The sequence below is a fragment of the Mycetocola sp. JXN-3 genome (genome assembly GCF_014522285.1).
Taxonomy (GTDB): Bacteria; Actinomycetota; Actinomycetes; order Actinomycetales; family Microbacteriaceae; genus Mycetocola; species Mycetocola saprophilus.
The window spans coordinates 1,415,660-1,433,453 of the sequence record NZ_CP041635.1 but is presented as its reverse complement, the minus strand read 5'-3'; the positions used below and the strand labels follow the sequence as shown (position 1 = coordinate 1,433,453).

General features: G+C 66.1%; 14 protein-coding genes and 2 tRNA genes. 9 read left to right on the top strand and 7 right to left on the bottom strand.

Translation table 11 applies throughout. The features are described from left to right. Positions 1–5: 5 nt before the first annotated feature. Together C7C57_RS06595 and C7C57_RS06590 are read right to left on the bottom strand one after the other, a co-directional pair. On the bottom strand, positions 6–1,754 hold the full coding sequence (locus tag C7C57_RS06595) for an alpha/beta-hydrolase family protein (RefSeq protein WP_187978029.1): 1,749 nt from the start codon (positions 1,752–1,754) through the stop codon (positions 6–8). Positions 1,755–1,880: 126 nt separating this feature from the next. After that, complete coding sequence (locus tag C7C57_RS06590) at positions 1,881–3,353, bottom strand: SulP family inorganic anion transporter (protein ID WP_187978028.1); 1,473 nt, start codon at positions 3,351–3,353, stop codon at positions 1,881–1,883. A 149-nt stretch (positions 3,354–3,502) separates the two neighbouring features. Here C7C57_RS06590 and C7C57_RS06585 point away from each other — a divergent pair, with 149 nt between their 5' ends. Continuing rightward, positions 3,503–3,883 (top strand): MerR family transcriptional regulator, encoded by a 381-nt coding sequence (locus C7C57_RS06585; RefSeq protein WP_030143859.1) that lies wholly within the window; start codon positions 3,503–3,505, stop codon positions 3,881–3,883. Between the two features lie 103 nt (positions 3,884–3,986). Here C7C57_RS06585 and tig read toward each other — a convergent pair whose 3' ends face one another. Together tig and C7C57_RS06575 are read right to left on the bottom strand one after the other, a co-directional pair. Further along, positions 3,987–5,303 carry a trigger factor gene (tig, locus tag C7C57_RS06580; RefSeq protein ID WP_187978027.1) on the bottom strand — a complete coding sequence of 439 codons (1,317 nt, stop codon included), beginning with the start codon at positions 5,301–5,303 and terminating at the stop codon, positions 3,987–3,989. A gap of 56 nt (positions 5,304–5,359) precedes the next feature. Further along, a tRNA-Pro gene (locus C7C57_RS06575) sits at positions 5,360–5,433 on the bottom strand. Between the two features lie 221 nt (positions 5,434–5,654). Here C7C57_RS06575 and C7C57_RS06570 point away from each other — a divergent pair. Continuing rightward, positions 5,655–5,728 (top strand) — tRNA-Gly (locus C7C57_RS06570). Between the two features lie 176 nt (positions 5,729–5,904). On the opposite strand, the gene C7C57_RS06565 is transcribed toward C7C57_RS06570, so the two are convergent. Next, positions 5,905–6,705: a GNAT family N-acetyltransferase gene (locus tag C7C57_RS06565; protein ID WP_187978026.1), complete on the bottom strand. Its 801-nt coding sequence runs from the start codon at positions 6,703–6,705 to the stop codon at positions 5,905–5,907. 91 nt (positions 6,706–6,796) lie between these two features. Between C7C57_RS06565 and C7C57_RS06560 the strand changes: the two genes are divergently transcribed. The 3 genes from C7C57_RS06560 to C7C57_RS06550 all read left to right on the top strand — a co-directional run bounded on the left by C7C57_RS06560 (position 6,797) and on the right by C7C57_RS06550 (position 8,469). Continuing rightward, the gene (locus C7C57_RS06560; RefSeq protein ID WP_187978025.1) at positions 6,797–7,471 is read left to right on the top strand and encodes a VOC family protein; all 675 of its coding nucleotides are present in this window, start codon (positions 6,797–6,799) and stop codon (positions 7,469–7,471) included. Between the two features lie 115 nt (positions 7,472–7,586). Further along, complete coding sequence (locus C7C57_RS06555; RefSeq protein ID WP_187978024.1) at positions 7,587–8,153, top strand: hypothetical protein; 567 nt, start codon at positions 7,587–7,589, stop codon at positions 8,151–8,153. 145 nt (positions 8,154–8,298) lie between these two features. Next, positions 8,299–8,469, top strand: a complete 171-nt coding sequence (locus C7C57_RS06550) for a hypothetical protein (protein ID WP_187978023.1) — start codon at positions 8,299–8,301, stop codon at positions 8,467–8,469. Between the two features lie 65 nt (positions 8,470–8,534). On the opposite strand, the gene C7C57_RS06545 is transcribed toward C7C57_RS06550, so the two are convergent. Further along, the gene (locus C7C57_RS06545) at positions 8,535–9,065 is read right to left on the bottom strand and encodes a gamma carbonic anhydrase family protein (protein ID WP_187978022.1); all 531 of its coding nucleotides are present in this window, start codon (positions 9,063–9,065) and stop codon (positions 8,535–8,537) included. A gap of 224 nt (positions 9,066–9,289) precedes the next feature. Here C7C57_RS06545 and C7C57_RS06540 point away from each other — a divergent pair, with 224 nt between their 5' ends. Then, positions 9,290–9,775, top strand: a complete 486-nt coding sequence (locus tag C7C57_RS06540) for a Dps family protein (RefSeq protein WP_187978021.1) — start codon at positions 9,290–9,292, stop codon at positions 9,773–9,775. A 152-nt stretch (positions 9,776–9,927) separates the two neighbouring features. Here the strand turns inward: C7C57_RS06540 and C7C57_RS06535 are convergent, their stop codons facing one another. After that, positions 9,928–11,295 carry a cation:dicarboxylate symporter family transporter gene (locus tag C7C57_RS06535; protein WP_187978020.1) on the bottom strand — a complete coding sequence of 456 codons (1,368 nt, stop codon included), beginning with the start codon at positions 11,293–11,295 and terminating at the stop codon, positions 9,928–9,930. A gap of 156 nt (positions 11,296–11,451) precedes the next feature. Here C7C57_RS06535 and C7C57_RS06530 point away from each other — a divergent pair, with 156 nt between their 5' ends. The 3 genes from C7C57_RS06530 to C7C57_RS06520 all read left to right on the top strand — a co-directional run bounded on the left by C7C57_RS06530 (position 11,452) and on the right by C7C57_RS06520 (position 17,738). Beyond that, positions 11,452–12,753, top strand: a complete 1,302-nt coding sequence (locus C7C57_RS06530) for an ATP-binding protein (protein ID WP_187978019.1) — start codon at positions 11,452–11,454, stop codon at positions 12,751–12,753. Beyond that, complete coding sequence (locus C7C57_RS06525; RefSeq protein ID WP_187978018.1) at positions 12,750–13,454, top strand: response regulator; 705 nt, start codon at positions 12,750–12,752, stop codon at positions 13,452–13,454. The genes C7C57_RS06530 and C7C57_RS06525 overlap by 4 nt, the downstream gene beginning before the upstream one ends. Positions 13,455–13,661: 207 nt before the next feature. After that, positions 13,662–17,738: an SCO7613 C-terminal domain-containing membrane protein gene (locus tag C7C57_RS06520; RefSeq protein ID WP_187978017.1), complete on the top strand. Its 4,077-nt coding sequence runs from the start codon at positions 13,662–13,664 to the stop codon at positions 17,736–17,738. Positions 17,739–17,794 lie beyond the last annotated feature (56 nt).

The following is a 17,794-nucleotide window of genomic DNA, read 5'->3' as shown; positions in this document are numbered from 1 at the left end:
CGCGCCTACCCGCCGAAGGGCTGGATGCTCGCCATCTGCATGATGGTGTCCTGAATGCGGGCGAGGGCGGCCGGATCGGTCACCGAGGATCCGGTTACCGCCCGCCACGACTCGACGATCAGGTCGCCGTAGTTGTGTCCGTGACGCGCGGGCACCGACTCCCCCATCAGCATGTCGATGAGCACCTGGGCGGCCGTGACCACCGGAATCCAGCGCATGTCCGGGCTGATCTGATCGGATCGCTGACTCGGCGTCAACCAGTCAGGCTCCTGCCAGAGCAGGTCCGGACCCAGCCAGGTAACCGGGTCGCTGGCGTGCTGCAGGTAGGCCACTCGCGGATAGTCCCAGGCACCGGGCAGCAGGTCGAGGTCACCGGACCTGGCCATCCAGCGCACCTCGCGCCCCTCGTCCAGCACCGGCTGCCACTCGGGCGAGCCGGGGTCACGCATGGCCTGGAGCTTCTGCCAGAGCGGCGTCCCGTTGGGCGATCCCACAAACAGCGCGCCGTCGGTCCGAGCGCGCACGTCGGCGAGGGAGGTAAAGACGGCCTGCGCGCCCTGGGCACCGAGGCTCAGCCCGTAGCTAATGAGCTTGGGGCGGTGAGCCCCCTCGGGCAGCGCGTGGATCGCCGCGCTCACCGCATCAAACAGGTCGCGGGCGGCGGCCACCGGGGCATCGGGATCAAAGACAAACGAGACCCAGCTCGGGGTGTACGCGTACTGCATCGAGACGATAGCGGTATTGCCGCCGTGCAGGTATTCCACCGCATCCACGGTCTGCGGTTCCAGCCAGCCCGAACCGGTGGACGTTGCCACCACGAGCACATCGCGATCAAAGGCGTGGGTGCGCTCAAGTTCACGCACGGCCAGGGCCGCGCGCTCCCGGGTTGTGGGAGCGGATTTCAGTCCCGCATATACACGGATCGGCTCCATCGCCGGCTGCCCGGTGATATCGCGAATCTGCTGCGCATCGGGCCCCTCGGACACAAATGCGGCACCGTGGCGGCCGAGTGTGTCCCAGGGGATTTCGGATCCGGGCCCACCCGAACGCTCGGCGGACGTCGGCGCGTGCAGTCCCTCGGCGGGTTCGGCGTTGGAGGCGGCGTAGATGCGGTCCACCCCGAACATCGCCCCGGAGACGATCACGGCGGTGGCCACGATTCCCACCAGGATCGAGATTCCCAGCGCAATCGGGGTCCCGCGACGGGCGCGGCTGCGACGATACAGGGTCGAGAATCCACGGCCGATGGCCAAGCCCAGCAGCGTGACCGGCAACAGCCCGAGGATGAACAGACCCGCATGCGGCGCTCCACCCGGCGGCATCTCCACCAGCTCGCGCACCTCGTTCTGCCAGGCGAGAGCCGCGGCCCCCAGGCCGGACAGGCCCATCGCGGTGACCACCAGCACGCTGATCCAGACGTTGCGTCGAACCCGCGCCGAAACCCGCCAGGGAAGCACGCGACGCCCAGTGGCCCAGAGCAGGCGACCAAACGCATAGCCCAGCAGGAAGATGACGGCGGTCATGACCCCCTGCAGGATCGCCGGACGCGGCAGCAGCGACGGGGTCAGCGAGAGGTACGCGGGAATCAACCCGAAGATCACCCCGGCCACATTGAGCCGCCACCAGGGACCGGGCGTGCGCAGAGTCGTCCCTACGCGCACGGGGCTCTGGACGAAGTTCTGATCATCGGCCGGTTCGGTCGTTTCCGGCTGAGGGGAACGCGCGGGCCGTTCATCGGGGGTTGCGTGGTGCACGCGCCCTCTTTCTCTGGGTCATGATGCTCGAGTGCACTCACGCGAGACGACAGTCATTTTCTCATGTCCACCGCCCCGATCCGAGTCACGCCGCGCGTCGTCACGCCCGAGGGGTGTCCCTCGGATTTAGAGGTTCCCGGTGAGTCTGCGGCGCAGGTTTTCACTGGGGGCATTGAGCCCACTCAGCGTCGTCCGAACATCGTGGCGCGCAAATCGCTCCTGGATGCTATCGAGCGCGGCAACGCTGGACGCATCCCAAATGTGCGCACCTGAAAAGTCGATGGTGACGTGTTCGGGATCGGCCGCATAGTCGAACTGGGTGACCAGGTCATTACTGGAGGCAAAAAACAGCGCTCCGCGGACACGATAGAGCACACTCCCCTCCTCCGAGATCTCGCGGGTCACGGTGGCAAGATGGGCGACGCGACGGGCGAACACCACCATCGCGACCAAGACCCCCACGATGACACCAATCGCCAGGTTTTCGGTTGCTACCACAACAGCCACGGTGATGACCATGACCCCGGTTTCCCCCAGCGGCATGCGGCGCAGGGTGGAGAGCCGGATGCTGTGCCAGTCGAAGGTTGCCACCGACACCATCAGCATCACCGCCACCAGGGCCGCCATCGGAATCATCGATACCACCCCACCCAGGAACACCACCAGTGCCAGCAGAAACGAGCCTGCGGCAAAGGTGGAGATGCGTGTGCGTGCACCCGACGATTTAACGTTGATCATGGTCTGACCGATCATCGCGCATCCGCCCATGCCGCCAAAGAAGCCCGAAAGGATATTGGACACCCCCTGCCCCCATGCTTCCCGGGTCTTATTGGAGCCGGTGTCGGTGATTTCGTCCACGAGTTTCGCGGTCATCAGCGATTCCAGCAGCCCAACGATCGCCATCGCCAGCGCAAACGGACCGATAATGCCCAGCGTCTCCCAGGTGAGTGGCACACGGGGCACAAACAGCTCGGGCAGACTCGTGGGCAGCGTTCCCTGATCCCCCACGTTGGGCACCCGCGCTCCCATAACCACCACGATCACGGTCACCGTGACGATGGCCACCAGCGGTGCGGGAACAGCCCGGGTGACGCGGGGCAGGAACACCAGGATCAGAATCGCCAGCACCACCAGCGGATACACCAGCCAGGGCACGGCGATCAGGTGCGGCAACTGCGCCAGGGCCACCAGAATCGCCAGTGCGTTCACAAACCCGATCATCACGCTGCGCGGGATGAAGCGCAGCAGCCTGGTCACACCTAACAGGCTCAGTATGATCTGGAGAGCGCCGGCAAGAATCACCGTGGCGATGAAGTAGTCGATCCCATGCTCGCGCGCAACCGGGGCGATCACCAGTGCCACCGCCCCGGTTGCCGCGCTGATCATGGCCGGTCGTCCCCCCACAACCGCAATCGACACGGCCATGATGAACGAGGAGAACAGGCCGTAACGCGGGTCGACTCCGGCAATGATCGAGAACGAGATGGCCTCGGGGATGAGGGCCATCGCCACCACGAGCCCGGCGAGCAGCTCGCGAGAGAGCAGCCGCGGGCTGCGCAGAGCTGAGGCGACGGTAATGGGCGCGGTTATCGCGGGCATAAAAACTCCGGTCACAACGGTGCACGGCGACGGTGCGAGCGTCGGAGAGTGACGGAGCAGGGCGACGTGAAAGAATGGGAAATGGTTGCCGAAACGGCAACGTGTTCAACTCTACCCTAACGTAAGGGTAGGTTTGCGAAAGGCATGTGATGTCCCCCACCCCGGCCACGATGCACATCGGCGAGTTCGCCGAGCGTACGGGCATGTCCCTGCGCACCATCCGTCACTACGACGAGGTGGGCCTGGTGACCGCATCCCTTCGGACAGACGGAGGTTTTCGCCTCTATAGCGAGGCGGATTTTGAACGAATGATCCTCATTCGCCGCATGAAGCCCCTGGGATTCACCCTCGAAGAGATGGCCGAACTCCTCGCCATTATCGATGAGGGCCGGGCCGCCGAGGACTCATCCGGAACCGACCCGAGACTCACCGAGTTCATTCGCGAGGCCACCGAGCGCCGAGAAAAACTGCGCACCCAGCTCGCCATGGCCGACGAATTTGTGGCGCTCCTGGAGCGCCAGGCCCGCTAGAAACCCCGGCGACACGAGTCTCATCACTCCACTCCCCGCGCCCTAACCGAATACACAAAACCGCCCCCGATTGCTCGGGGGCGGTTTTTAGTGAATCGGAGAATTACTTCTCGTCAGCAGCCTCAACCTCGGCGGCCTCTTCCTCTTCCGAGGGGATGAAGCCCGAGAGGTCAACGTCGGCACCGTTGGTGTCAACAACCTTGACCTTGCCCAGGACGATTGCGAGGGCCTTGTTGAGGGCAACCTCGCCGACCATGGCGGGGATCTGACCGTTCTGGTCCAGAACCTGGATGAACTCACCCGGCTCCATGCCGTACTGAGCGGCACCCTGGATCAGGTACTGGGTCAGCTCTTCCTGGCTGACCTGAACCTTCTCGGTCTCGGCGATCACGTCGAGCAGGATCTGGGTGCGGAAGGTCTTCTCGGAAGACTCCTTGACCTCGGCACGGTGGGTGTCGTCCTCGAGACGGTTCTCGTTCTCCAGGTGACGGTGAACCTCGTCCTCGACGAGCTTCTCCGGAACGGCAACCTCAACGGTCTCCAGGAGGTGCTCGATCAGCTTCTCGCGAGCGGCAGCACCCTGACCGAAGGTCTTCTTGCTGGCGGCCTGCTCCTTGAGCGACTCGGTCAGCTCGGCGATGGTGTCGAACTCCGAAGCGATCTGAGCGAACTCATCGTCGGCCTCGGGCAGCTCGCGCTCCTTGACGGCGGTCAGGGTCACGGTGATCTCCGCGTCCTTGCCGGCGTGCTCGCCACCGAGCAGCGGGGCGGTGAAGGTGGTGGTCTCACCGGCGGTGAGGGTGTCCAGGGCCTCGTCGATGCCCTCGATCAGCTCGCCCGAGCCGACCTCGTAGGAGATGCCGGAGGCATTGTCGACCTCGTTGCCCTCGATGGTGGCGATCAGGTCGATCTGAGCGAAGTCACCGGTCTTGACCGGACGGTCTACGGTGACGAGGGTGCCGAAGCGGGTACGCAGCGACTCGAGTTCCTCGGCCACATCGGCGTCGGTAACCTCGGCGGCCTCAACCTCAAGCTTGATGCCGTCGTAGGAGGGCAGGGTGACCTCGGGGCGAACGTCAACCTCGATGGTGACCTTCAGGTCGCCGGAGAAGTCCTTCTCGTTGGGCCACTCGGTGATGTCTGCCTCGGGGCGACCCAGAACACGCACACCGTGCTCCTCGACGGCTGCACGGTAGAAACCGTCCAGACCCTCGTTGGCTGCCTGCTCGATGACAGCACCCTTACCGACGCGCTGGTCGATGATGGCTGCGGGCACCTTGCCCTTGCGGAAACCAGGCACGTTGATCTGCTCTGCGATCTGTGCGTAGGCGCGCTTGATGGCGGGCTGCAGGTCCTCCGGGGTCACCTCAATGTTGAGCTTGACGCGGGTGGGGCTGAGCTGTTCGACCGTCGACTTCACGATGATGTGTTCTCCTGATTGTTGGAAATTCGTCCTCGGGTGAGGAGTGGGCCTCGTCGGGGCGACAGGATTTGAACCTGCGACCTCCCGCTCCCAAAGCGGGCGCTCTACCAAGCTGAGCTACGCCCCGGCTAGTAAAGCCGGTTTTAGTCAATTCCGCGCATGCACGGCAGGCTAATTGACCTCCGCAAGTCTAGCCGACAAAAACACCCGTCCCGACACCAATTCATAACTCGGGGTGTCGGAGGGGCCCCATAATGTCGCGCCGCGCCCGGGTTTCACCGCGAAGTGCGCAACCGGGCCCAACGTGTACTACGATGAAATCACACCCCGGAAGTCACCTTCCGGAGTGGGGATGTAGCTTAGTGGTAAAGCCTTAGTCTTCCAAACTAATGATGCGGGTTCGATTCCCGTCATCCCCTCCACATAAAGGCCCGGTTCTCGTACTGAGAACCGGGCCTTTTGCCGTTGACGATGGTGAATAGTCAGGCACCGTGGCGACGCGGCCCCGGCGCTCGCTCTCGGCTGAATATCGCCGGCGGGGCCGAGACGAGCCGGGTGGATTCGTGAGGATACGTCAACACCCGGCCCATCGCGATGCTTAGCGCTCCCAGATAAAGGGAGTGGTTTCGGTCACCTTGACCAGACCCGAGCGCTCCAGGATCGGGCGGGAGAACTCGGTCGAGTCCGAGTGCACAAATTTCTTACCGGAGGCGAGAGCCGCGCGCGCCCGGGCCGCGGTCAACGCACGGTAGATGCCGCGGCCACGGTATTCGTGCAGCGTGGATCCACCCCAGATACCCACAAAATCGGTCCCGGGAACGGGCTCCAACCGCCCGGCGCTGACGATCTTTCCGTCGGCCTCGGCTACCCAGAACTCGACATCGCTGCCGGCCGTCAGCTCCCCGAGCATTTCGCCCAGGCGATCCTCGTCCTCGTCCTCCTCAAAGGCGACGGCCGCCATCGCGCTCATGGCTCGCAGGTCAGCCTCGGTGGTGATCCGCCGCACGGTGATACCGTCGGCGGCGAGCCGATCCGCGGGATCGTTGGTGGTGAGCGATTCCAGCGCACCGATCATGACCGACTCGGATTCCTCGGCAGCAAAACCGTGTTCGATCAGCGCCTCGTGCAGCCCCTCGACACCGTCATGCGCGCGGGACTTCCACTCCACGTCCACGATTTCGGGGCGACGGCTAAAGATCTCCAGGGCCTCACCGACCAGGGTCGATACCTCCGCGCCCGAGAGCCCGTCGAGATGTGCATAGGTGATAAACCCGTGGCCGCCGGGGAAGGTTGCGAGAAAGAGCGGTCCGTGGCGTTCCACGGATTCGGCGGTTCGGACCTCGGAGTCGGTGCGGAGCTGGGAGTCATATGCGTCTAAGTGCGCTGCGATTGTAGTCATCGCGATCAGCGTAGCAGCGCGCTTCTCCGGGATTCCAGCGGAAAATCTGCACACTTGACCTCAACCGTGGTTGAGCTGTTTGGCTGGGGTCATGAAACTCACCCGAATCGCCACCACCGTCCAAGACCGCGATGCCGCCGCGGCGTTCTACCACGATGTATTGGGGATGCCGGTGCGACATTCGCCCCTGCACACGGTGGTCTCTATCGGCGCATCCGAACTCGTTCTCACCACCGACCCGGATGCCGACGCGCGCGGTCTCCATCTTGCCCTCGACGTCCCCGCCGACCGACTCGATCTCGCCGCCGACTGGCTCGATAGCCATATCGGACGAATCGTGTTGGACGGGGAGGACACCTTCGATGGCCCCGCCGGGTGGAACTCTCGCTCCGTCTACTTCCTCGGTCCCGAAAACTCGATCCTGGAATTCATCGGTCGCCGCGATCTGAAACTTGAGCCCGGCAGCGGGGCATTCCACCCGTCCGAGGTGATCGGCATAAGTGAGGTCGGGGTGGCCGTCGACAGCGTTCCGCTGAGCGTCGATGTCCTCACCACCGAGGCGGGCCTTCCGCGCTTCGGGAGCGGATCGGACACGTTCACGCCGGTGGGCGATGCCTCCGGCCTGCTGATTATGGTGCAGACCGGGCGAGTCTGGTTCCCCACCGAGTCCCAGCGGGCTCTGCCTGTTCCCCTCCATATCGAGGCACGCGGCGGCGTCCCCGGCGTCTACCCCCTCTCCCCCGATGCGACCCTGACCATCCGCTAGCGTCCCGACCGCGTTGGCACCCGGCCTCAAACCGGGGCCGACGCGCGGGCGCGTGGGAAGAAAAATCGGGCGATAATAAGGGAGTCCCCAACGCCCGTTCGAAGGTAGTGTGCCCGTGTCCGAAAACCCGTCCTCGTCTCCGGTCAGCCCCGAGGCGGCGGAGCAGACCTCCGCCGACGCCTGGGAAGCACCGCAGCAGAGTGTGCGCCCCGATCCCGTCCGCACCCCGCACGCCGGCATCTTTGGATACGTGGCCGCGGTGATCGGCATCGCTGTGGCGCTGTGGATCGTCGCCGGGCGCACCCTGGTCGGCATCGACGGAGACCTGGTGCGCTGGTTCGCCTACAGCCTGGGGCCGGTCTATGCGATTCTCAATATCTTTGTGGGCCGCAACATCATCCTCACGGCCAAGCGCGGCTACAACCTGCGCCCCTCGGCCATCGCCACGCTGATCATCTCCTGGGTCAGTGGCATCGGATTCGGTTTCCTGGTGCCGGACATCACCGAACACGGCCTGGTGTCCATGGTGTCCCTCAGCGGGGGCGAGGTCGCCCAGGAGATCGGGATCGGCGTGGCCAATCCGCTGGCCACCGTGAGCGTGACCCTGGCCATCTTTGCCCTGGTCCTCAGCGGCCTCTCGGCTCGCGGGCCCAAGCCTCCCGTGGATGAGGACGATTACTAGACACCTGCTCGAACCTAACGATCAGGTCACAGCCCACTCGAATCGGCCAGGCCCCCACTCCCCCATGTGCCAGACTGGCGCACAGGGTACGGGGCAATGGCGCCCCGCACTCGCCTACTTCCCTCCGAAAGCCGGCCACTCCGCCATGAAACTCCGCTCACTCGCCGCCGTCTACACCCTGGTGGGTGCCGTGGTGTTCCTGATCGGGGGCATCCTGCTGGGCCTTGGCCGGTTCGGGCCGGGCGTGCTCATGATGATCGTCTGCATCATCTTCCTCGCCGCGAGCGGACGCGCCCAGCGCCGATCCAAGCGCTAGGTTCCGCGCGAAGTCCCCCTCGAGCTCTTCCTCGAACTCCTCCTCAGCTGGCCCTCGAGCTGCCCCTACAGCGCCGCGTAGCGCGCCGCATTCGCCCGATAGCGGGCGGCGTTATCCCGGATTCCGGCGATCTCCTCGGGGGTCAGCGCACGCCGCACCTTGCCCGGGACACCGGCCACCAGGGATCCCGCGGGAATCTGGGCACCCTCCAGTACCACCGCACCACCGGCGATCAGCGAGTTCTCGCCGATCACCGCGCCGTTCAGCACCACCGCGCCCATGCCCACCAGCACACCGTCGCCGATCGTGGACCCGTGGATGACCGCGTTATGCCCCACCGAGACATCGCGGCCGATGAGCACCGGGGACCCGGGATCCGCATGGACCGCGACACCGTCCTGCAGGTTGCTCCCCGCGCCCAGCTCGATCGAGGCACTGTCCCCGCGCAGCACCGCGTTAAACCACACGCTGGATTCGGGTGCGAGCGTGACGTCCCCGACGATGCGTGCGCCGGGGGCGATATACGCATCCGCGGCGATGCGCGGGGCGGGCAGATCGGGCAGGGCGAGGATCGAAAACTCCGGGGTCTCAGACATGGTTTCAGCCTAGCCTCGAACCTTTTTTGATAAATTTTTGATGCTGGGCGCGGGCTGAAGGAATCATGAATTCCAATCGAAAACACGCGTCATCTCGCGGCCAAACGACCCCGCATTGGGGGCCCAAAAACCGCTGAAACACGGCGTAAGACGAGCCTAATCTTGCTTGCGGAATGTTTTTATCCGCGTACCGTTGTATCTAACACCGAGGAAAGAAGGAAAAAATGACCAACACCCAGACCGTCGCCACCAGTTCCGTCAGCGCAGAGGTTGCCGCCGGAGTTGCCCAGTTCCTCAGCCCGGTCGTTCTCGACCTCCAGGCTCTTGTCATCAACGGCAAGCAGGCCCACTGGCACGTCCGCGGAGCCAACTTCGTGGGTGTCCACGAACTCTTCGACACCGTCGTGGAGCACGCCCAGGACTGGTCCGACCTCGCCGCCGAGCGAATCGTTGCACTCGGCCTCCCGGTAGATGCCCGCCTGGCCACCGTCGCCGCCAAGACTACCACCGGTGAACTGACCGCCGGATTCGTGCAGTCCGACCAGTCCATCGCCGAGGTTATCGCCCAGATCGACGCCGCCCTCGTCTCGGTCAACACCGCAATCGACGAGCTCGCCGAGATCGATGCCACCAGCCAGGACGTCGCGATCGAGATCGCTCGCGGCCTGGACAAGGACCGCTGGTTCCTGGTCGCTCACCTCAGCAAGTAATTCCCCGGGTTTTCGCCGCGCTCTCGCCTTCGGGCGGGGGCGCGGCGCTCGTTAACGGCGTATCGCCCCCGCGTGGAGGACACACACGGGGGCGATACGTCTGCCGCCGGAATGCCCCGCGCCGACTCTCGGCGCGGGGCGTTCCGCACGACCTAGCGCGCGGGTGCCGGTGCCGGCTCCTGTTCGGGCTGCTCGGCGGCGTCTCCGTGTCCGTCGGCGGTCATGGTCGACTCGTCGAAGGGCAACTCCCCCGCCAGCACGCTGCGGGCGCGGTTGCGGTCGATCTGTCCGGTCCAGGTGCCGATCAGGAAGGTCGCGACGGCGTTCCCGGTGAAGTTGGTCAGCGCACGTCCCTCGGACATGAACCGATCGATCCCCACGATCACCCCGACCCCATCCACCAGGTCCGGACGGTACGCCTGCAGGCCACCGGCCAGGGTTGCAAGCCCCGCCCCGGTCACCCCGGCCGCACCCTTGGACGCGATGATCATGAAGACCAGCAGACCGATCTGCTCGCCGATGCTCATCGGCTGCCCCATCCCGGTCGCGATAAACAGCGAGGCCATGGTCAGATAGATCGCGGTCCCGTCCAGGTTAAAGGAGTACCCCGTGGGCACCGTGATGCCCACCACGGGCTTCGATACCCCGGCGTGTTCGAGCTTGGCGATCAGTCGCGGCAGCGCCGACTCGGAGGAGGAGGTTCCCACGATCAGCAGGTACTCCCGGCCAAAGTACTTAAGCATCTTGAAGATGTTTAGCCCGGTCACGAAGTACAGCAGCGAACCCAGCACCCCGACGATGAACAGCACGCAGGTGATGTAGAACGCGATCATCAGGATGCCCAGTCCCCAGATCGCCGCCGCCCCGGTCTTGCCCACGACCGCGGCAATCGCGCCGAAGGCACCGATCGGGGCCAGCCAGAGAATCATGCTGAGGATGCGGAACACCAGGGTCTGCAGCTGCTTGATCGCGCCGATGATCGGCTCGCCGCGCTTGCCCAGCCCCTGCAGGGCGAAGCCGGTGAGCAGGGCAATAAAGAGGACCTGGAGGACGCTCTCCCCGGTGAAAGCCGAGAAGAAGGTCGGCGGGATGATCTGGAGGATGAAGTCCACGGTTCCCGCGGCCTCGCCCTTGGTTTCATAGTGCGAGCCGCGCATGTCCAGGCCCTCGCCCGGGTGGATCAGGTTCCCCACCACCAGGCCGATGGCCAGCGCGAAGGTCGACATGACCAGGAAGTAGATCAGCGCCAGGCCGCCGATCTTGCCGACGGTTGCGGCCTTGGCGATCGACCCCACGCCGATCACGATGGTGCAGAAGATGATCGGGGCGATCATCATCTTAATCAGGGAGACGAAGGCCTTCCCCAGGGGCTCCAGCGCGATCGCCACGTCGGGGACGATCAGCCCCAGCAGCGCGCCGGCTACCACGGCGATAATCACCGAGACGTAGAGCCAGGTGTGTCGGTCCCATGAGCGCCGCGGCCGGCGCGGGATGGTGCGATGTACGGTGTTGTGTGCCACGAGTTCCTCCTGAAACGACTCTGTTCGGATGCGGTGCGGGCAGGGCACCAGATCAATTTCCCTCACGCTACGACCGCATCCGGATGAGCCCCGAGTTTTGGTCGTATTGGTCGCGACAAAACACCGAGGGGGACGCCCGCGTGGCACAATGACGGAATGGTCCAAAAACGTACCCGCAGCGCATCATCGAGCGTTTTTCTGGCGCTCATCCTGATCGCCATACTCCTCGGCCTCGCCGTGGGTGGGCTGCTGATTTGGGACCGTCAGCGGGCCGGGGAACACGAGGCCGAGCGGGCCACCGAGGCCATCGCCACGACCCTCGCCCTCTCCCCCACCACCCGCGTGGCCCTGGCCGGAGTGGAATCGGGGACACGAAGATTCACCGATGCATCCGATCTTCTCCAGCCGATCACCCGCGCGCTGATCGACCGGGCTGGCATCACCTATGTCACCATCATGACCCCGGCCGGAGTGCGCCTCACCCACCGCGAGGAATCGCAGATCGGCGAATACTACCTGGGCACGATCCCCGACTCCGCCACCGAGCTGACCGAGGTGTTTGACGGAACCCTCGGCCCCTCGATCCGCACCATCGTGCCGGTGCTCGCGCCGGGCGGTACCGAGATCGTGGGATGGGTGTCGGCCGGGGTGACGCTGGGCACGGTCGGGGCGTCGATTCGGGATGAGCTGCCGCTGATCCTGACCGTCACGGCCGGCCTCCTCGCCACCGGGGTGGTGGGGGCACTGCTGGGACGTCACTACACGCGCAGGCTAGCCGGCGACCTCAGCGCCGCCGATGTGCGCGATGCGACCTCCTCATTTGAATCGCTGCGTACCCTGGGCGCGGCGCTGCGTGCGCAAAACCACGAGCATGGCAACCGGCTCCACACGGCCGTGGCGATGCTCGAGCTGGGACGCACCCGGGAGGCTATCACCCTGCTAACCGAAACCGCCGACCACAATCAGGAGCTGGTGGACAGTCTGGCGGTGCCGGCGACCTCCGAATCCACCATGAACGCACTGCTGCTGGGCAAGAGCGCCCAGGCCTCGGAGCGCGGGATCCGCTTCGAGACCCTGATCGATCCCGAGGCCCCCGCACTCGCGCTGAGCCCGATCGATGCAATCGCCGTCGTGGGCAACCTGATCGACAATGCGTTTGATGCCGCCGCGGCCGGCGAGCGCCCACACACCGTGCACCTGGAAATGCGTCCGTCGGGTGCCGAGACCGTGGAAATCTCGGTGACCGATAGCGGGGCGGGATTCACCGAGGACTCCCGGGCTCGAATGTTCGAACACGGATTCTCAACCAAGGCGGCCCCCTCGGCCACCCGGGGCATCGGGCTCGCCCTGGTCCACCAGATCGTGACCCAGGCGGGTGGTCATATCACCGTGGATGAGCATCCCACCACGCTCAGGGTTTCCCTCCCCGCCGCCCCTACACGGGAGGATGACCGATGACTAAGCCGCGGGAGATCCGCGTCCTGATCGTGGATGACGATCCCCTGATCGTCGAGCTCCACCGGTCCTTTGTGGAACGGGTGCCCGGGTTTGTGGTGGTCGCCGAGGCCGTCGGGGCCTTTCAGGCCGTGGCGATCCTGCGTGATGATGCCCGTCCGATCGACCTCATCCTGCTGGATATCACGATGCCCGACGGCAGCGGCCTGGACGTGCTCCGCCACATTCGGGCCCGCGGCACCGACACCCACGCGATTGTGATCAGCGGGGTGCGGGAGGCCGAGAGTGTCCGTCGTACGCTGGCCCTGGGTGTGGCCCAGTACCTGATCAAACCCTTTACCTTCGCCACCTTCTATGAGCGGATGGCTCAGTTCCGCGACTTCCACAGCCGCGACCTCTGCGCCACCGGCCAGTCCACCCAGCAGGAGGTGGACTCGCTGTTCTCGGCGCTACGACCACCCACCCGGGAGACCCCGGCGAAGGGCATCGCGCCCGAGACGCTGCGGCTGGTGACCGACGCGCTGCGCACCCACGGTGCCTGTTCGGCCGCCGAGATCGCCGAGGAGGTGGGGATGTCGCGGGTGGCAGCCCGGCGCTACCTGGAGCATCTCACCGCGACCGGCAGCGTGGAACGCGCCCCTCGATTGGGCGCTCCGGGACGCCCCCAGAGCGAGTATCGGTGGCGGTCCGCGATGTCCGATTAGCGGCGCAACCGAAGTATTTTTCCGGCTGTCAAGGAATCACCGATTCGGTCCCCCATAGGGAGGACCGCGTTGCCGTTTTGCACCATTGATGCGACGAATTCGGCGATATCTTGCGGCAATTTGGGCAAAATTGGGCACTCAGAGGCGGGGTAGTCCGTAGTCTGCCAGGCAGGCAGAACTCCCTTTGCCTCGGTACCAAAGGACACGATGACCATCACTCGATACCCCGCGTGGCCCTCCGGCATCATCCAGCTACGGGATACCCAGGTGTGTCCCTCGTGCTTTGGGATCCCGGCAATCGGAGTCTGCGGGCGATGCAGCATCGATGTCCGCACCGGCGTGGCCGGGCTGATTCGTCTGCGCAGCCAGACCCTGGACGCGGCTCTCCTGGAACGCGCGGGACTGATCGCCGCGATGCGGACCCGTCAAAACCTTCCCGCCGGCACCGCGGCAACGCTCGCCTGGCCGCCCACGGCGTTGGCGCTGATGGACCCCGCGCGCTGTCCCGGATGCTTTGCCACCCTGGCCGGCTCGCGCTGCGAGGCGTGTGGACTCTCGCTGAACCAGGACGACGCGGTTGAGCTGACTCAGGTAAGCCGCGCGGCCGGGGATCTGGCCGAGGAGCGCCGGCGCGCGGTGCTGGCGCTTCCGGTGGCGGCGTATGCGCCCCCGGTTATGAGTCCGTCTGCCGCCCCGGTCGTCAGCCCCGCGCCGAGCCCGATTCCGGTCGCTAATCCGATTGCCAGCCCCGTGCCAAGCCCGGTGGTGAGCCCGATCCAGAGTCCCGTCACGGCGATGGTGCCGTTCGATACGTCGGTGGCCGCCGCGGACTCGGTCCTGGCCCCCGCGGCCGTGATGCCCGCGCCACCCACGCCGCCGGAATCACCACGACGAGTCGCCGCGGCACCCGCCTCCGAGCGAGTGCCACGCCGTTCGAGCATCCAGACCACGCTGCTGACCCTGGGCGTGGTGCTCCTGGTAGCCGCGGCACTGTTCTTTGCAACCCTCGCCTATCTGGGGACCACCCCGCCGGTACGCGCGCTGATCCTGCTCGGTGTCGCCGCCGCAACGGCCGCGGTGGCAGGGTTCATCGTGAGGCGGCTACCCTCCACCGCGCACGCCCTGGCGATCCTCAGCACGATCATTGCGCTGATCGATGCGGGCCTAGTGCGGGCCTTTGACGTGGCGGGGATCTCGGGCCTCGATCCGATCTTCTCGGCCGGCCTCGGTCTGGGCCTCGTGGGGGCACTGGCGGTGCTGGCCGAACGCCTCACCCACGTGCGCAGCTATGCGTTCATCGCCGCGCTCCTGCTCCCGCTGGCGGCGGGCGGGCTGATCGGCTCGCTCGGCACCACGGCCTCCCAGACGGTATGGCTGGGATCGCTCGCGGGCCTGGTGATCGCGGTTGCCGGATCCCGCGTCCTGCGGTCCCGTGCGGCACGCGCCCCCGAGCGCCTGCTGGTGGAATCGCTCGGACTGGCGCTGGTCATCGTTGCGACCGGAAGCGTGCCCGGGGTGGCACAGGCTGGCTCCATCCTGCTGGTGTTCCTCCTGGGCGCGACCGCGCTCGCCTGGCTGGGTTTTGCGGTGCTGACCACCTCGCACCCCCTGCGCATCACCGGCCGCACCGGTGCCGTGCTGCTTGCGGCGCTGACGCCGCCGGGACTGCTGGGAACCACCATCACCGAGGTTGCGCTCGCATTCTCGCCTCCGACACTGCCCGCCCTGCTCACGGTGGTGCTCTCGACCGCGGTGACCGCCGCCGGGATCTGGGTCCTGACCCGCCGCAGCGAGCACCCGAGCCTGGCAACCCTGCTGCCCGGCTGGACCGCGTGGATCGCCTCGGCGATCCTAACCGGCTGCGCTCTGGGCTGGTTTGCCACCGAGCGCGCGGCCGAATCCTCGATGCCCAACACGGGCACATTCCTCACCGTGGCCCTGCCCGGAATGGCGGCGCTTCTGCTTGCCCTGGCACCCCTGGGGTTTGCCGCACACAGCCTCCGGGCGCTGCGCGATGTCCTTCCCTGGCTCCTGGGCGCGGCAACCCTGGCCGCAACCCTCAGCGTATTCCCGCTGGAATCCCGTTTTGCCCAGTCGATCATCATCCTGGCGATTGCCCTGGCCCTGGCCGAAACCTCGATCCGGCTCCCCCGTCGCCTCCCCGGGCTGACCTTCTGGCTGGTGCCGGCCGTCCTCTCCGCGGCGAGTATTGTGTTGGCACTGGTGCGCTCGCCGTCGCTGACCGCCGCCGACATCGTGATCCACGCGCTGGCACTGGTCGCGTTTGTGGCCTGGCGGGTCCGCGCCGAACAGGATCCGCGCGCGGCCACGCCGCCGACCCAGCGCGTTCTCCTCTCGATGGGTGCCTTCCTGCTCGGCCTCACGCTGGTTGGGCGCATCGTGGCGACGCAGTCCCCGGTGTCGATGACCGCGCTCGGGGGTTGGGAGTTGGTCTATGCGGCACTCATCGGGATCCTCCTTGGGGTAGTGCCCGCGCTTTCCGGCCGCTTCCGAGTGAACCCGTTTGGTGCAGCCGAGGGACGCCTGATCGGCGCGGCCGCGGCGGTCCTGTTGGTTCTCGCCGGCGCATACTTCTGGGCCGGTCTGATCCTGGAGCCGCGTCCCGGCCTGCCGATCGCTCTGCTGCCGATGGTGGGGACCCTCGGCGCCCTGGTTCCGGTGCTGCGTCCCGCCCGGATCGGCACCGGCATCCGTCTCCTCCTCAGTGCCTCGGCGATCCTGCTCGCGGCGCTGTCGGTCACCTCGATCTCGATGCAGGCAGACGTGCGCGAGACAATCCCGGTCGCGCTCCTGCTCCTGGCCCTCACGATCATCGGGCATACCCCGCTGCGAACCCGCGTGCTCGGCGGACCGAACTCGACAACACGCCGCCTCAGCCTGCGTCTCAATCCGCCAGAAACCCGACTGGGTGCCCTTCGTCACGTGCGCATCGCGACCGATCTCGCCCTGCTCCTGATCGCAATCCCGGTGTTTATTGACGGGGTAAACCTCGTGTCTAGCTGGCCGGCGCTGCCCATTCTTGCGGTCGCCGCCGCGATCTCCTCCGGGGCTCACGGCAACCCGCTGCTGCGCACCAGCGGGCTCCGACGCTTCCAGCTGGCACTCGCCCTAGGGATCGCCAGTACCGCGCTCTGGGTGGCCCTGGATCGGGCGTATATCACCTCGACCAGCGCCTATGTGGTGCCGGTGGCGGCGATGCTTGCGCTGCTAATTCTCCTGACCAGTGTGATCAACCCGGTCCATCCTCGGCCACACGCGGCCACCCTGGGCCTCGGCCTGGCCGGGGCTTCCGCCGCCATCGGAGTGATTGCGGATGGACTTCGGTTCGGGTCCACCGGTGCCCTCATCATCGGGCTGGTAGCCCTGGTGCTCGCCGGATCAGCTCGTCTGCTGCGGCGCGAGTGGCGCAATCTTCCGGTGCGCGCCCTGGCGCTGGGGCCAACCGCGGGCACGCTCATTGTGCTGGCCCTGGGACGAGTGTTCCTCGTGACCGGCGGCTATCGGGTCGCATTCCCCGCCCCCGCCGAGCTCTGGGCCATCATGCTGTGTGTTCTGGTGCTGGTGTTCATTCCCTGGCTGCGCCGCGAGTCGTTCTCGAGCATCGACTCGGTCATCGGACTGGCGGCGTTTAGTGCCCTGGTGCTCATCGGATTCCCGCTGCTCGCCGGATCGGACCACCTCCGCGCCTCGCTCATCCTGCTCGCCTCGCTGTTTGCGATTCTTGCCGTCGCGGGCGCTGTCTACTCGCGCTGGGGATCACCGTTCTGGATCGGCGCGCTGGGAATCTCGGGTTTCTACGGTGTCTTCGCCTGGGTGCGTCCGGGAACCGCCGTCGAGCTGGCCCTAGCTCCCCTGCTGATCGCCGCGGTGCTGATCGGCATTTTCAAGCTGCGTCGGCACCCGGCCCTGCGCAGCATGCCGGTGCTGGGGATCCCGCTGGCGGTGGGGACCTTCGCCTCATTCCTCGCCGGGTGGGGCGACCCCCACCCGATCCGCATCGTGGGGCTCGGGATCGTCACCATCGCGCTGATTCTCTGGGGTGTGTTCGGCCGCCTCCAGGCGCCGTTCGTGATCGGCACCGGCGTGCTCCTGATCCACGTGATCGTGCAGGCGTTCCCGCTCATCTGCGCCATCACCGACACCCTGTCCTGGGCGGTGTGGGCGGGACTAGGCGGCGTCCTCCTCCTGGTAGTGGGGGCCACGTATGAGGCCCGGCTGCGTCAGGCCAAAAATCTGGTGCACACGATCTCCGCGCTACGCTAAAGGGTTTTCGTACCACGCTAAAAACACGAACCCCGGTCCGAGTGGGCCGGGGTTCG